We start from the raw sequence: 13,504 nt of genomic DNA on the forward strand, positions 1-13,504 counted from the left end.
GCGCATCGCGCTCGCCGCGCCGACCGGCAAGGCGGCGCAGCGCATGCAGGAAGCGCTGCTCGCGCGGGCCGGCGATCTGCCGCCCGAACTCGCCGCGCGTTTGCCGCAGACGTCGTACACGCTGCATCGCCTGCTCGGGTCGGGGCCGGGCGGGCGCTTCCGCCATCATCGCGACAATCCGCTGCCGTACGACGTGGTGGTGATCGACGAGGCGTCGATGATCGACGTCGCGATGGCGACGCATCTGCTCGATGCGATTGCGCCGCGCACGCGTCTCGTCATGCTCGGCGACAAGGATCAGTTGGCTGCCGTCGAAGCCGGTGCGGTGTTCGCCGAACTGAGCGCGCGGCCGGCGCTGACGCCGCGTGGCGTGCGGCGCGTGGCGCAGGCGCTCGGTATCGGCGAGGCACGGTTCGAGAGCGCATTGCCGCGTGAATCGCGCGATCTCGGTGAGATACCCGCCGACGATTTTTTTGCCCCGCCTGACAGGTTCGAGGGTTTCGACTCAGCGCTGCCGGCGAATCTGGATCTGTTCGACGCGCCCGCGCCAGCCAACGCTGAGCCAATCGCGGAGTCGCTACCGGCGCACGACGCCAGCCCGCTTGCCGATTGTGTCATCTGGCTCGAACGCAATTACCGGTTCGGCCTCGAATCGCCGATCGGCCGGCTGTCGCTCGCAATCCGCAACGGCTCGGCCAGCGCCGCGCTCGACGTGCTGCGGATCGATCCCGCCGAACCCTGCGCGGCGGCGCTGCGCGAAGACGCGCACGCGACGCTTGCCGAGCGCACCGTCGCACGGCTCGCCGCCGGCTTCGCTCCGTACGCGGAGGCCCTCGCTGTGGCACTCCCCGGCGATACCCCCGATCCGTTGCCGCTTTTCGATGCGTTGAACCGCTTCCGCATTCTGTGCGCGACCCGTCTCGGGCCGCGCGGTGTCGATCAGGTCAATGCGGCGATGGCGGCTCAGGTGCGCCGTGCCGCGGGCGTCACGCTCGCGGTCGGTGCGCAGTGGTTTGCCGGGCGGCCGGTGATGGTGACGCGCAACGACTATGCGCTAGGCCTCTTCAACGGCGACATCGGCATTGCGCTGCCGGGCGCGGGCGGCGCGTTGCGCGTGTATTTCCGTACCGGCGACGGTTCCGTGCGGGCGGTTTCGCCGGCCGCGCTGCCGCCGCACGACACCGCGTTTGCGCTGACGGTCCACAAGTCGCAAGGCTCCGAGTTCGAGCACGCGGTACTGGTGTTGCCGTCGGTGTTTAGCCGCATGTTGTCGCGCGAACTCGTGTATACGGCGATTACGCGCGCGCGCGCGCGGGTCGAGGTGATCGGCGCGCGGGCCGTGCTCGCGCAGGCGATCGCGACGCCGACACAGCGCGATTCGGGGCTGGCCGCGCGGATTGCCGGTGCGAATGTGGCGATGAAGGGAGACGCGCAGAGCTAACGTAGTGAAGGGCGGTGAAGGGCAGCAAGGGGCGGCGACACGCCGGACGACGCGGCTGGCGCGAGGCACGGTGGCCTTCTCTTTCGCGCGCCACCCTTCAGCCTGCGATCCCGCTCGTGCGCGCACTCGCCTCGACACGGCTGCGCATCGTCTTCCGATACCAGAGCGTCCACAGCGCGAGCGCGCCGTAGATGCCGTAGCCGATGAACGGCGACACGATCAGGAAGCGCCCGATCGGCCACGTCAGCGCCATCCAGGCGCGCAGCGCGGTTTCGCCGGTCAGGCCGAGGCCCCAGACCAGCGTCATCGTTCGTATGGCCGGTGCGAGACCCGGACGCTCGCGCCACAGTGCCTCGAAGCGCGCGGCGCCGCCTTCCATTTCGCGCGCGACCGTCGCGCGGGCGAGATAGAAGATCAGCGGGCGGCGCATCGGCAGCGATAGGAGAAGCGCCACGCCAACGGCACCGGACACGAGCGATTCGCGCAGCAGCAGCATGCGCGGGCTGCCGCCGAGCGCCATGGCCGCGACGGACAGCACGATGCCCGCGATGACCATGGCGCTGAGCGCATCGACGCGGCGAAAGCGCGCCAGCTCGATCGCGCTCCAGACGAGCGGCGGCACCGCGGACGCGATCAGCGCGCCGGTTTCGCCGAGGCGCGGCAAGGCGAGGCGGTAGGCGAGCCACGGCAGCAGGAAGTTGGCGACCAGTTCGAGCACAAAACCGGGACGAATCTTCATGGTAATTTACGCTGTAAGCGAAAAAGGCAGTACCGATGAACAGGTCACGTCGACGCAAATAGTTTTTCGTCATGTTCGCGGCCGGTGGTCCGTCGCTTCACGCTGGTGTGGGTGTTTCACATGACCGGCTACTAGCGGGGGGCCGCGCTGTCCAACCCACGCCACACGCATTGCCGCTGCCGCTTGTACACTGACCGACCTTTGCCCGATCCCGCCCATGACATCCCGCTATCCGATCCCATCGAACGAAATCGAATTGACCGCCGTGCGTGCACAGGGCGCGGGCGGCCAGAACGTCAACAAGGTGTCGAGCGCCATTCATCTGCGCTTCGACGTGCGGGCTTCGTCATTGCCCGAGGTGCTGAAAATGCGCCTGCTCGCGCTGTCCGATCACCGGCTCACGCGCGACGGCGTGGTGATTATCAAGGCACAGGAGCATCGGACTCAGGAGATGAATCGCGCGGCGGCGCTTGCGCGGCTCGACGAGCTGATCGAAAGCGTCAGCGTCACGCGCAAACCGCGCGTCGCGACCCGGCCGACGCGTGCATCGAATCTGCGGCGCCTCGACAGCAAGGCGAAACGCGGCGAAGTCAAATCGGGCCGCGGCCGGGTCCACGAATAACGGCGCATCAACAACGAATCGCAACGCATAGCAGCGAATAACGGCGAATAACGGCGCGAACCGCCGGCGCTCGCTCAGGAGCGCCGGGCTCCGCGCTGTCCTGGGCGCGCGTCCGCGTTTGCCGTCGCCGGCACGAAATCGACGCACAGCACATGCATGCCGTCATGCTCGAACGCGATTGCCGCGGTGTAGCAGTCCTGACCGTCCGCGAGCGAATAGTGCGGGCCCATCATCGCGACGCGTCCGGGCGCGGCGAGCGCGTGCCGGAAATACGCGCGCCGCGACCAGTTGCTGCGCGTTTCGGCATAGAGCGGCGCGAGCCGCTGCGGAGGCGGCGGCACCGAGGCGGCCGTCACGGACGGCCGGGTCTGCTCGCCCTGGCCGTCGGTGAGAAATACGCGGCGCGCTTCGGGCAGATGCAGGATTTTTTGCGCCGCCTGTTCGAGGTCGCCGGTTGCCTTGTAGAGGTCGGCGGCGGCGAGCAGCGCTTCGGCGAATCCTTCGAAGCCGAGCCGCGGGTGAGCGTCGTGCGCGCGTTCGTAGTCGGCGAACTTGCTCCAGATCGATTCGACGAGCTTTGGCACTTTCGTGCAGGCCGCCTGCACCGAGCCCTTCGGCTGGCCGAACCAGAAACCCTGCACGAAATCGACGTCGGCCTGCATCAGGAGCATCAGCTCCTCGTCGGTTTCGACGCCTTCGGCCAGCACGAGCGTGCCGGATTGATGGAGCATCGCGATCAGGTGGCTGATCATCGAATCGTCGCCTTCGTGCTTGCCGGCCCGCGCGACGAGCGAGCGGTCGAGCTTGACGATGTCGGGACGGAAGCGCCAGACGCGGTCGAAGTTCGAAAAGCCGGTGCCGAAGTCGTCGATGGCGATCAGGAAGTCGCGCGGTTGCGACGCCGCGAGCATGCTCGCGACCGCGGATTCATCGTCGGCGGGCTGCTCGAGCACTTCGATCACGATGCGCTCCTGCGGTAGCCCGAAATGCGCAGACAACTCGTCGATGAACGCGCGCTGCGGCCAGCCGGTTTCGAATACCTGCGGGCGCGTGTTCAGAAACAGCCACCCCGTGCTGATGCCTTGCTCCATGAAATTGGCGACGTGCAGACAGCGCGCGATGCGGTCCAGTTCGCGCGCCTCGGTGGCCGAACGCGTGCCGGAGAACAGCACGTCGGGCGAAACGGGCAGGCCGACCGGGTCGAACGCGCGCAAGAGCCCTTCGTAGCCGACCACGCATTGATGCGTCACCGACAGCACCGGCTGGAACACGCTGTGCAGCGTCAGCGCGCGCCATGTCGCGGTCCAGCCTGATTCGCCGCGGACCAGATGCGGGAGCAGGCCGCTGACGGTCAATTCGCTGACGGATGGCATGGAAGCGGGCATGAGAGCTGACATGGGAATCTTGCGGCAAGCGGGTGAGGGGGCGCGCAAACCCATTCGGCGCGCAACGGTTGCACGCCCGAAGCGTCGACGGGGCACGACGGATACTGCCCGCAAACGCGAAGCGCGATGCCAGCCATGCTGGACTCCGGCGAATTGGTCAAAACGAGTCTAGCAGTTTGCAGGGGGCAAGAATGTGCGGGTTATCACAGACGCCCGAGCACCCTGGCGGTCAGCAAACCGGCTGCTCACGGCCATCCGATCATGCGTTTCAAACAATGTGACGGCTTGTCTCGCGTGCTTGCCTTGCGCGCTTGCCTCGCGTGCTTGTCTCGCGCGAAACCGATGCTCAATCGCCTGCTGTATCAGCCGAGGGTAGCAGGGTGGTCAGTGGCCGCCCGCCAAATTCCAGGCGCGGACGGTGCTCGGGGGCGATGGCCGGGATTGTGTCTTTTCCTGACGTGTTCGACGCGTTCGGTTCAGGGCGCAGGGGTTGGTCGAGGCGGCACGGCGGTGTCGTTCGCGGAGCGCGGAGCGTGGACCGCATTCGTGGGCAGAGTCGGCGAGCGGCAGGTATGCTGCTGCTTTTTGTCGAAAGGAGAGACGCATGTCGGAAATCGCGGTGGTCGCAATTTCGGTGGCAAAGCCGGGGTACGAGGAGCAACTGCGCACGGTACTGGAAGGCATCGTCGGGCCGACGCGCAATGAGCAGGGGGTGCTTCAGTACGACCTGCATCGCGATGTGCAGGAGCCGCGCCGGTTCGTGTTCGTCGAGCGTTGGGAGAGCCAGGAAGCGCTTGCTGCGCATGCGAAGTCGGCGCATATCCTGGCGTACCGGAAAGCGGTCGCCGACTGGGTCGAGCACTCGGAAATTCGCGTCGTGTCGAAGATCGTCTGAGTGTTGAAGCGCCGCAAGCGGGCAGGTGCCGGGTGAAGAGCCCGGCGCGCACCGGGCACGAGGCGGCGCGTTGGTCCGGCTGGATCGGCCAGGCGGTAAGGCGGCCGATCCGTCGCGCCGCGGTTTGCCGCCGGGCGTAGGGTCGGCGGCGCGAGCAGCAATCCTGCGCCGCGCCGCCGGGCATCAATGCGTTGCTTGCGGTACGTCGAGGATCAGGATGATGGTCCAGTCCGCGTCGCCGTCATGGTGATACTGGCGTTCCGCGACGATGAACGGCTGCTGCTTGCCAGCCGGGCCGAGAAACAGCACGTCGCCTTCCATCGGCAGGCATTCGACGGGCGGCAGCGCGAGGTACGCTTCCTGACCGCCACGCGGCATCAGTTTTTCGATTTTGCGAGATGCTGCTTCCGTCCATTCGATATCTAGCTGGATGTTGCTCATGCTGTCCTCCGCACCAGGGTGCGCACGGGTTAGGGATGCCGGCAGGGTGCCGGCCGGTGCGCGACTTTAGCATACCGAAAGCGGCGGCCCGACGGCATGCCGCGGCGGATGGGCGATGGCGGGCGGATGCCAGCAAGCGCGCGAACCGGACCCGCCCGGGCAGGGCTCGAAGGGATGTCGCAAGCCTGTTTCCGCAGAGCGTTTGGGTGCGTGCATCGAACAGGTATCGAGCATGCCGGATCACCACCGCCATGCCGCCACGCACTGGCGACACAGGCCCCGCCTCACGCGCTTTACGCGCCGTATCCGAAATCTATGGTCGACACCGGGCGGACAACAAAAAAGCCGAAACCGGCGGCGCCAGCTTCGGCTTTTCACTTCACGGCATGGCCGCGAAGCGGGACTTCAGGCTCGCTCAGGAGCTCGAAGCGTCGGGAGCCTTCTTGTGGTGGTGATGCGGTGCCATCTTGTGATGCCTGGCCGGCATGGCGGGAGCGCCTCCCATTGTTTGCTGGCGGTTTTGCAGATCTTGCGCATGCTGCTCGAACTCGGCCACCTTGGCCGGATCGGTGCTGGTCACGATGCCGTTGTCTTGCGCATAAGCCGCGCCCGTTACGGCACAGAGGGAAACCAGGATCGCCAGGGACACTTTCTTCATCGTTACCTCCGTAGAGTGGTGGTGGACCCGAGTATTGCATGTCTATTGAGAAAGACAATGCATTCTATCGAGCAATCTTCGCTCCAGCGGATACCTTTGTAACCGCTATGAACATTTGTTACACCTTGTAATTAGTCGTTTTTCCCATCGATTGCAAGCCGCTTCAAATCGGCATCGGGCATGCCGCGCCGGTTTGGCGCGCAGCCGGGAGAGTATTTCGCATTGTTAAATGACATGCGGCATCACGGCGTCGGGCCGTAGGCCGTCAGAACCAGCCCAGTGCCCGATACACGTGAAATTGCGCAATCCCGATCAGCTCATGCAGCGCGATTTCGGCGGCCACGAGATTGTCGTAATGCGGCAGCATCCCAAGCCGCACATGCCGGGCGCTCGAAATCTGCGGCTGCGGCGTGATCCCGAAGTGATGAAAGTCGAGCAGCGCGCGCGGCATCTGATACGCCGACGTGACCAGTATCAACGTGTCGTAATGTGAATGGCCCACAATGGCCGAGACGTTGCGCGCGTTTTCGTATGTCGTGCGGCTGTCTTTCTCGAGCACGATGTCCGCGCGCGGCACCTGCCGGCGCAGCAGATAGGGCAGGTAGGTGTCGGCTTCGGTCGCGCTGTGCCGCTGCGGGTTGCCGCCGCTCACGATCACCGCGCAGGTCGCCGCCGTCTGCTTGCAGGCCGCGTAGTTCTGCGCACTCACCTCGATGCGCCTGAGCGCGTCGCGCGGTGGCACGAGCACGTCGTTGTCGTCGTAGATCGTGCCGCCGCCGAGCAGGATGATCGCGGTGCGCGGCGCAAACGCCGCGGGCGCCGCGCTATGCCGGTCGGGCTGCGCGAGATCGAGCAGCGGCACGGTCAGCCAGCCGGCCGCGAGCAGCCAGAACAGGACGATCGCGCAAACGGCCAGAGGGCGGCGCACGCGTTTCCATAACACGATTGCTGCAAAAAAAAGCGTCAATAAAGTGAATAGAATCAATTTAAATGCGGTAACGTATATCTTTCGGGACAAATCTACGGGCTTGCCATCGCGCCGCGGCGGTTGCATCGTCGGTTCGTAGACAGAACGCTAACATGCCGTTCGGACGGGGGTTCCGAAAACGAGACCAGGCAGCACCTGGCGGAAATCCGCGAGCCGGCCTAGGCCGAGCCGCGGGCCAGAGAGGCGGGTGCCACACGCGTGACCAGTGGCGCGGTGACGTGTTGGCATGGATGTGTCATGGCTGCACTTTAAGAAAGAAGTGAGATGACAACGTATTCCAACGAAGCTGTACTTGAAGCGCTGCGGCGAGCGCAATATCGTCAGGTTCCCTGGGCCAGAAGGCCTGGTGTTTTCCAGTATCTTCGCGCGCTGGGTCTGATGGATACCGTTCGACAGCGCACCGTCGCGCCGGCGCCGGGGTTTCATGCCCCCGTCGACATCGCCGTGCTCACCGAGCGGGGCAGAGCCGAATTCGCAAGGCTCGAGCACGACGAGCGGATGCTCACGTGGACCGCGCAGCGCATGAACGACTATGTGCTCGCCGCGGCCGAACCGCAGTCCGCCGCGACGCTCGAAGCCCGGAATTAGGTTCATCGTTCCCTCAGGCGCAATGTGCGCCGGTTATTTGCCATTGCTCGTGTAACGTCCGCATAGGTCCATCGTTTCCTCGGCGGGCGGTTTCTTCCGCTGACCGGCCGCATCGCACGGCAGGTGGTGATCCGCTGCTTCCATTCCTCGACGAACCTCCGGCGCGCTTGCGCGATGCCGTTGCGCGTGCGCGAAAAAAAGCCCGTATCGCGAAGATACGGGCGTACCGGAATTACTACTGCCACGCTGTGCTAATGGCGTTGAATCAGACTGCGCCCGGCGCCCGGTGGTTCCCCGATGATTCGATCGGGATACGACTTCATGCGATCGGCCCCGCCGCCCACGGGCCGGACGCCGATCCATGCACGACTAACGACGTCGCGATTGATCGTCGCGTTGAGCATCGGGCCGCGCCCGCACATTGCTGGCGATATCGCCGCGCAAGTCGCCGCGCGGCACGGGTGGTGTGAAGTCGCGGTTGCGCGCATCGCCGTGCTGCCATGCTTCGAGCGTGGCCGGCCGGTCCGGCCGCCAGTTCCATCCCTGCGGATGCTGTTGAGCGACTGCTGGTGCGGCCATCGCTGAAATCACAATGCCACACACAAGCACGGACATTGGTTTCATGCTGAGGTCCCCCTCAAGCCCCTGGAATCAAGGCCTGTTTGCATAGCTACAAAGGTAGGCCGGGTCGCGAAAGCACGCTGTAATTAATAGTAAATGGATGTTTCACCCGGAGCCGTTCGTGGCCCGGCGTATCTGCCGGAGACGGCGCGGGACGAGGCGCGCCTGGCGGTGGACGGAAAGGAAAAGCAGGCTCCCTATGCGTAAGCGCGAGCGGATACAGGAAGACAGGAAGACAGGAAGGGGAGCGCGGGAAGCGGGGCGCCCGCGGCAAGTCTCGGGCTTGCCGCGGGCTCGCGTACGAACCACGATGCGGATCGCGGCCGGATAAAAACCGGGCGCCCGCAGGCGCCCGGTGGCAAGGCAATTAAGGCAGTTTCGGCAGTGTTGCGTCAGGCCATCTTGACCGGCGCGCGCCACGATTCCGGATTGGTCCAGAACGCGCCGCGCAGACGATCGCGGCTCGGCGGCACCGGCGGTTTCGCGGCGGTTGCCCCGATCCGGCCGCGCAGCGAAATTTCACGGCCGCTCGTGCCAAGCAGCTTGACTATTTCCGCGAGCGTGCCATCGGCCTGCCACTCGTCGAAGCGCCGGCGGCAAGTCGGCGGGGACGGATAACGGCCCGGCAACTTGGACCAGCCTTCGCCCGTCGACAGCACCCAAAGCACGGCATTGACCACCGCGCGCGCTTCCACGCGCGGCCGGCCACGCCGTTCGCTACGCGCCGGTTCGGCGCAGAACAAAGCTTCGACCAGCGCCCACTCGTTGTCTCTCAAATCGTCGAACAGCATCATGTTTCACCTCAGCGAAGCTAACTCCGGTGCGCTGCCCCGCGCCGCGCACTCTTTCCGCACTCGACAGGGCGAGTGCCAAAGGGGACGGCTCGCCACGATCCGCTAATCGGCCAGAAGTCATGGCGCCGACCCTGTGCGTCTCCTCATGCACGAAGTGTGCCAATCTGGTTCAGATCGCCTGAAAACCCCGTGGCAGCGGGCCAGTGCGGGCGCCAGCCAGGGCCGTATGAGAATCCAAAAAAACCATTTCGCAAATCGGGACAATCACCAATCTTGTGCAGTCAAGCCCGGCCAGCGTGCGTTTGCGCCTTTTTTGCCGCATTGCAGCGAATCCCGCCGAAGGCGCGATACGCCTGCATTTGGCCTTAGAATGCGCATCAAATCGCGCTATTGATGAGGTAGATAAATGAATGTGACGCTGCGGCAACTCAGGGTTTTCATCGAGGTGGCCCGCTTGCAAAGCTTCAGCCGGGCGGGCGATGAAATCGGCCTGACGCAGTCGGCGGTCAGTCGCTGCGTGCGCGAACTCGAGAGCGAGATCGGCCTGAAACTGATCGACCGTACGACGCGCGAGGTGCAGCTGACCGACGTCGGCGGCAACCTCGTGTCGAGCGTGTCGCGGCTGCTCGCGGATCTCGACGACGCCTTGCGCGAAATCCGCGAAATCGGCGAGCAGCGGCGCGGCCGCGTGGTGGTGGCGGCGAGCCCGACCGTCGCGTGCCGGCTGATGCCGCGCGTGGTGGCGTCGTGCGTGCAGCAGTTTCCGTACGTCACGCTGGGCTTGCGCGACGACGTGCAGAGCGACGTGATGCGCAAGGTGAAGTCGGGCGAGGTCGATTTCGGCGTGATCATCGGCCCTTTCACCGACGACGATCTGCTCAGCGAAACGCTGATGACCGATTCGTTCTGCGTCGTCTCGCGCAACGATCATCGGCTCGCCGCGCGCAACCAGGTCGCGTGGCGGGATCTCGACGGCGAGCGGCTCGTGATGCTCGACTATGCCTCGGGCAGCCGGCCGATCATCGACGCCGTGATGCAGGAGCAGGGCGTGAACGCCAGCGTCGTGCAGGAGCTCGGGCATTCCGCGACCGTCTTCGGGCTTGTCGAGGCGGGCGTCGGCATCAGCGTATTGCCGTGGCTCGCGTTGCCGTTGCCGGCTGGCGCGTCGCTGGTCGCGCGAGCGCTCGTGCCGCGCGCGGAGCGCCGGGTGGAGCTCGTGCGGCGGCGCGATCGATCGCTGTCGCCGGCGGCCGAGGCCGTGTGGAACCTGATCCGGCAGTTGCCGGGACGGGCCGAGGAGTTGCCCTAGCGGGCAATCCGTAGCCACCACGCCGCTGCCCGGCCACACGGCGCGCTAAACTACCGCCTTGGCCGGGCACGCCTGTCGCGCGTGCGCCCCGAGCCGCTATCTTTCATCCATCCGGAAGCCTCGATGAGCGAATTGGACCTGCCCGTGCCCTCCACCCCGAATGCGCGCGACGCCGTGCGCGCGCTGCGTCCGTCGCAAATCCGCGAAGTCGCCAATGCCGGTTTCGGTGTCGAGAACGTGCTGCCGTTCTGGTTCGGCGAGTCCGACCGGGTCACGCCCGCGTTTATCCGCGACGCCGCCAGTGCCGCGCTGGCCGCCGGTGCCACGTTCTACACGCATAACCTCGGCATCGCGCCGTTGCGCGCGGCGCTGGCCCGCTATGTGAGCGAGCTGCACGGTGCGACGTCGGCCGATCACGTCGCGGTGACGAGCGCCGGCGTCAACGCGCTGATGCTGGCCGCGCAACTGGTGGTCGGCGCCGGCGATCGCGTGGTCGCGGTGACGCCGCTGTGGCCCAACCTGGTCGAGATTCCGAAGATTCTCGGCGCGCATGTCGAAACCGTTTCGCTCGGCTATGGCGAGCGCGGCTGGCAACTCGACGTCGGCCAATTGCTGGCCGCGCTGACGCCCGGCACGAAGATGCTGATGATCAACTCGCCGAACAATCCGACCGGCTGGGTGATGAGCCGCGACGATCAGCGCAGCGTGCTCGAGCATTGCCGTCGTCATGGCATCTGGATCGTCGCGGACGAGGTCTACGAGCGGCTCTATTACGCGGACGGCGCGCGCACCGCGCCGTCGTTTCTCGATCTGGCCACGCGCGACGAACGTGTGATCTGCGTGAATTCGTTCTCGAAGGCATGGCTGATGACGGGCTGGCGGCTCGGCTGGATCGTCGCGCCGGCCGCGTTGATGGACGATCTGGCCAAGCTCGTCGAGTACAACACGTCGTGCGCGCCCTCGTTCGTCCAGCAGGCGGGCATTGCCGCGCTCGAGCAGGGCGAGCGGTTCACGCAGGAGCTGGTGCGCGACCTGAAGGCGTCGCGCGATCATCTGGTGCAGGCGTTATCGACGGTGCCGGGTGTCGACGTGAAGGCGCCGTTGGGCGCGATGTATCTGTTCTTCTCGATGCCGGGCGCGGCACACAGCCTCGAACTGTGCAAGGCGATGGTGCGCGAGGCGGGGCTCGGTATTGCGCCGGGTAGCGCGTTCGGGCCGCAGGGCGAGGGCTTCGTGCGCTGGTGCTATGCGTGCGATACGGCGCGGCTGGATGCGGGCGTCGAGCGGCTGAGAAAGTTTCTGGCGCGCCCCGCGGGCGCCTGAGCGCGGAGGCTTGGCGGCGCGGATTCCGGCGTCGAGCGGGATTTCGCGACTGAGCCCGAAGCCCGGGCCGAATGGGGGGCTGAGGCTCGGATAGCGCGCGGCTGAAGCTGGGCGGAAATCGATGAGGCTTCCGGCGAACTTTGCCTCGGTCGCTGCCGGAAATGCGTAGGCAGCAGACCCGCCCCCCGGCCGGCGGCCTACGCCTCGCGAACGGCAAAAAAAATGGCCTCGGCGGATTTTCTGTTTCCGTTCATCCGTTTGGCGCCCGGGCGTGTCCGTCGGCGCGCGACGAGACGGTACGTGGGGGATTCCGGCTTTACGCCCCGGTCGTTTTTGCGTAATATGGCGCTCAGTCACGCGATTCCCTTCAGGAATATCGCTGCTCCGTCCGGCTGGGTCAGGTTCGATAAGTCTGTTCGCCGCCCCCCGGTGCGTGCTCCCATCAATATGACCGATCAGAATCGGGCGAGCGCGTCTTCAGTTCCACATCGTCTGTTTGATCCGGTTCTTTGACCACAGGGTCTGACCTAGCTGCATGAATACCCAAGAGGCGAAGATCGTCCTCGAGACTGCCTTGATCTGCGCGCAGGAGCCGTTAAAGCTCGGCGATTTGCGCAAGCTCTTTGCCGACGGCGTGTCGGCAGACACCGTTCGGACGTTGCTCGAAGACCTCAAGCGGGACTGGTCCGGGCGCGGTGTGGAGCTGGTCGGGCTGGCGTCGGGCTGGCGGTTTCAAAGCAAGCCCGCGATGCGTTCGTATCTGGATCGTCTGCATCCGGAAAAACCGCCGAAATATTCGCGTGCGGTACTCGAAACGCTCGCGATCATTGCCTACCGGCAACCGGTCACGCGGGGCGATATCGAAGAAATTCGCGGTGTGACGGTGAATACGCAGGTCGTCAAGCAACTGGAGGATCGCGGCTGGATCGAAGTGATCGGTCATCGCGACGTGCCGGGGCGTCCGGCGCTCTACGCGACCACGCGCCAGTTTCTCGACGACCTCGGACTCACGGCGCTCGACGAATTGCCGCCGCTTGCCGATCCGTCGGCGCAACTGAATGCGGATCTGCTGGGCCAGCACGCCATCGAGTTCGCCGAGGGCGAGGCTGAGGCCGCGCAGGGAGCGGGCGATGCGCAGAGCGAGGGCGACGAGCCGTCGTCGGAGTCGGCAATGCCCGTCGAAATGGCCGTGGCGACTGACGTGACGGGCGAACCGGAAGCGGCGCAGAAGTCGGCGCAAACGGAACCGGCCGGCCAGGCAGCACAGACCGGGCCGGCATTCGAAGCGCCACAGCGTCCGGATATGGCCGGGCCGGGCGGCGCCGTCGGCGAGACTGGCGCGGCGCACGAAGCAATACGCGAAGTCACGAACGAAGTTACAAACGACGCGACAGACGCAACCAACCCCGCAGCAAGCGACGCCACAAACGCCGCTCAAGAACACGCCGAAACGGCAAACGCAGTACCGCGGAGCGGCGTCGCCGGGACTGCACAGCATCACGATCCGGTCTCCCAGACCGATTCGGCAGCACTCGCGCACGACTCGGGCATGTCTCGCAACACGGAGCATGCGACCGGGCCGAACCCGATCGAGGCGGCGCACGACGATTCCGAGGATCGCCGTGAGGCCGCACAGGACGCAGGCTTTCTGACCGACGACGAAACCGAGTCGCGCAGCGCCTGACGTAACCGAACTTTTT

14 protein-coding genes are annotated in these 13,504 nt (G+C 65.7%); 7 read left to right on the plus strand and 7 right to left on the minus strand.

The annotated features are described in order from the left end of the window. Positions 1-1,441, plus strand: a 1,441-nt coding sequence (locus GXB81_RS17675) for an AAA family ATPase (protein WP_205989899.1), incomplete at its 5' end; no start/stop codon positions are given. Positions 1,442-1,538: 97 nt separating this feature from the next. Here the strand turns inward: GXB81_RS17675 and GXB81_RS17680 are convergent. Next, positions 1,539-2,180 carry a VC0807 family protein gene (locus GXB81_RS17680; RefSeq protein WP_205989900.1) on the minus strand — a complete coding sequence of 214 codons (642 nt, stop codon included), beginning with the start codon at positions 2,178-2,180 and terminating at the stop codon, positions 1,539-1,541. A 217-nt stretch (positions 2,181-2,397) separates the two neighbouring features. On the opposite strand from GXB81_RS17680, the gene arfB reads away from it, so the two are divergent. Beyond that, a complete protein-coding gene (arfB, locus tag GXB81_RS17685; protein WP_167040207.1) occupies positions 2,398-2,802 on the plus strand; it encodes an alternative ribosome rescue aminoacyl-tRNA hydrolase ArfB in 405 nt (134 codons plus the stop codon). A gap of 74 nt (positions 2,803-2,876) precedes the next feature. On the opposite strand, the gene GXB81_RS17690 is transcribed toward arfB, so the two are convergent. Continuing rightward, complete coding sequence (locus tag GXB81_RS17690) at positions 2,877-4,199, minus strand: EAL domain-containing protein (protein WP_240158864.1); 1,323 nt, start codon at positions 4,197-4,199, stop codon at positions 2,877-2,879. Positions 4,200-4,791: 592 nt separating this feature from the next. Here GXB81_RS17690 and GXB81_RS17695 point away from each other — a divergent pair. Further along, the gene (locus tag GXB81_RS17695; RefSeq protein ID WP_167040205.1) at positions 4,792-5,082 is read left to right on the plus strand and encodes a putative quinol monooxygenase; all 291 of its coding nucleotides are present in this window, start codon (positions 4,792-4,794) and stop codon (positions 5,080-5,082) included. 183 nt (positions 5,083-5,265) lie between these two features. Here the strand turns inward: GXB81_RS17695 and GXB81_RS17700 are convergent, their stop codons facing one another. The 3 genes from GXB81_RS17700 to GXB81_RS17710 all read right to left on the minus strand — a co-directional run bounded on the left by GXB81_RS17700 (position 5,266) and on the right by GXB81_RS17710 (position 7,166). Then, positions 5,266-5,523 (minus strand): hypothetical protein, encoded by a 258-nt coding sequence (locus GXB81_RS17700; protein WP_008923870.1) that lies wholly within the window; start codon positions 5,521-5,523, stop codon positions 5,266-5,268. A 415-nt stretch (positions 5,524-5,938) separates the two neighbouring features. Beyond that, complete coding sequence (locus tag GXB81_RS17705; protein WP_167040203.1) at positions 5,939-6,181, minus strand: hypothetical protein; 243 nt, start codon at positions 6,179-6,181, stop codon at positions 5,939-5,941. 265 nt (positions 6,182-6,446) lie between these two features. Then, the gene (locus tag GXB81_RS17710) at positions 6,447-7,166 is read right to left on the minus strand and encodes a YdcF family protein (RefSeq protein WP_240158863.1); all 720 of its coding nucleotides are present in this window, start codon (positions 7,164-7,166) and stop codon (positions 6,447-6,449) included. Between the two features lie 267 nt (positions 7,167-7,433). Here GXB81_RS17710 and GXB81_RS17715 point away from each other — a divergent pair, with 267 nt between their 5' ends. Further along, positions 7,434-7,757, plus strand: a complete 324-nt coding sequence (locus GXB81_RS17715) for a hypothetical protein (protein ID WP_167040199.1) — start codon at positions 7,434-7,436, stop codon at positions 7,755-7,757. 369 nt (positions 7,758-8,126) lie between these two features. On the opposite strand, the gene GXB81_RS17720 is transcribed toward GXB81_RS17715, so the two are convergent. Beyond that, positions 8,127-8,381: a hypothetical protein gene (locus GXB81_RS17720; RefSeq protein WP_167040197.1), complete on the minus strand. Its 255-nt coding sequence runs from the start codon at positions 8,379-8,381 to the stop codon at positions 8,127-8,129. Between the two features lie 389 nt (positions 8,382-8,770). After that, positions 8,771-9,172, minus strand: a complete 402-nt coding sequence (locus tag GXB81_RS17725; protein WP_205989901.1) for a transposase — start codon at positions 9,170-9,172, stop codon at positions 8,771-8,773. 406 nt (positions 9,173-9,578) lie between these two features. On the opposite strand from GXB81_RS17725, the gene GXB81_RS17730 reads away from it, so the two are divergent. From GXB81_RS17730 to scpB, 3 genes are all read left to right on the plus strand, one after another. Continuing rightward, positions 9,579-10,481 carry a LysR family transcriptional regulator gene (locus GXB81_RS17730; protein ID WP_167040193.1) on the plus strand — a complete coding sequence of 301 codons (903 nt, stop codon included), beginning with the start codon at positions 9,579-9,581 and terminating at the stop codon, positions 10,479-10,481. Positions 10,482-10,604: 123 nt separating this feature from the next. Next, entirely contained in the window at positions 10,605-11,804 is a 1,200-nt protein-coding gene (locus GXB81_RS17735) for a pyridoxal phosphate-dependent aminotransferase (protein WP_167040191.1), read from the plus strand. A 535-nt stretch (positions 11,805-12,339) separates the two neighbouring features. Further along, entirely contained in the window at positions 12,340-13,488 is a 1,149-nt protein-coding gene (gene scpB, locus GXB81_RS17740) for an SMC-Scp complex subunit ScpB (RefSeq protein WP_205989902.1), read from the plus strand. The last annotated feature ends 16 nt before the right edge of the window (positions 13,489-13,504 follow it).

Source organism: Paraburkholderia sp. Ac-20336 (genome assembly GCF_017105025.1).
In the GTDB taxonomy this organism is placed as follows: Bacteria; Pseudomonadota; Gammaproteobacteria; order Burkholderiales; family Burkholderiaceae; genus Paraburkholderia.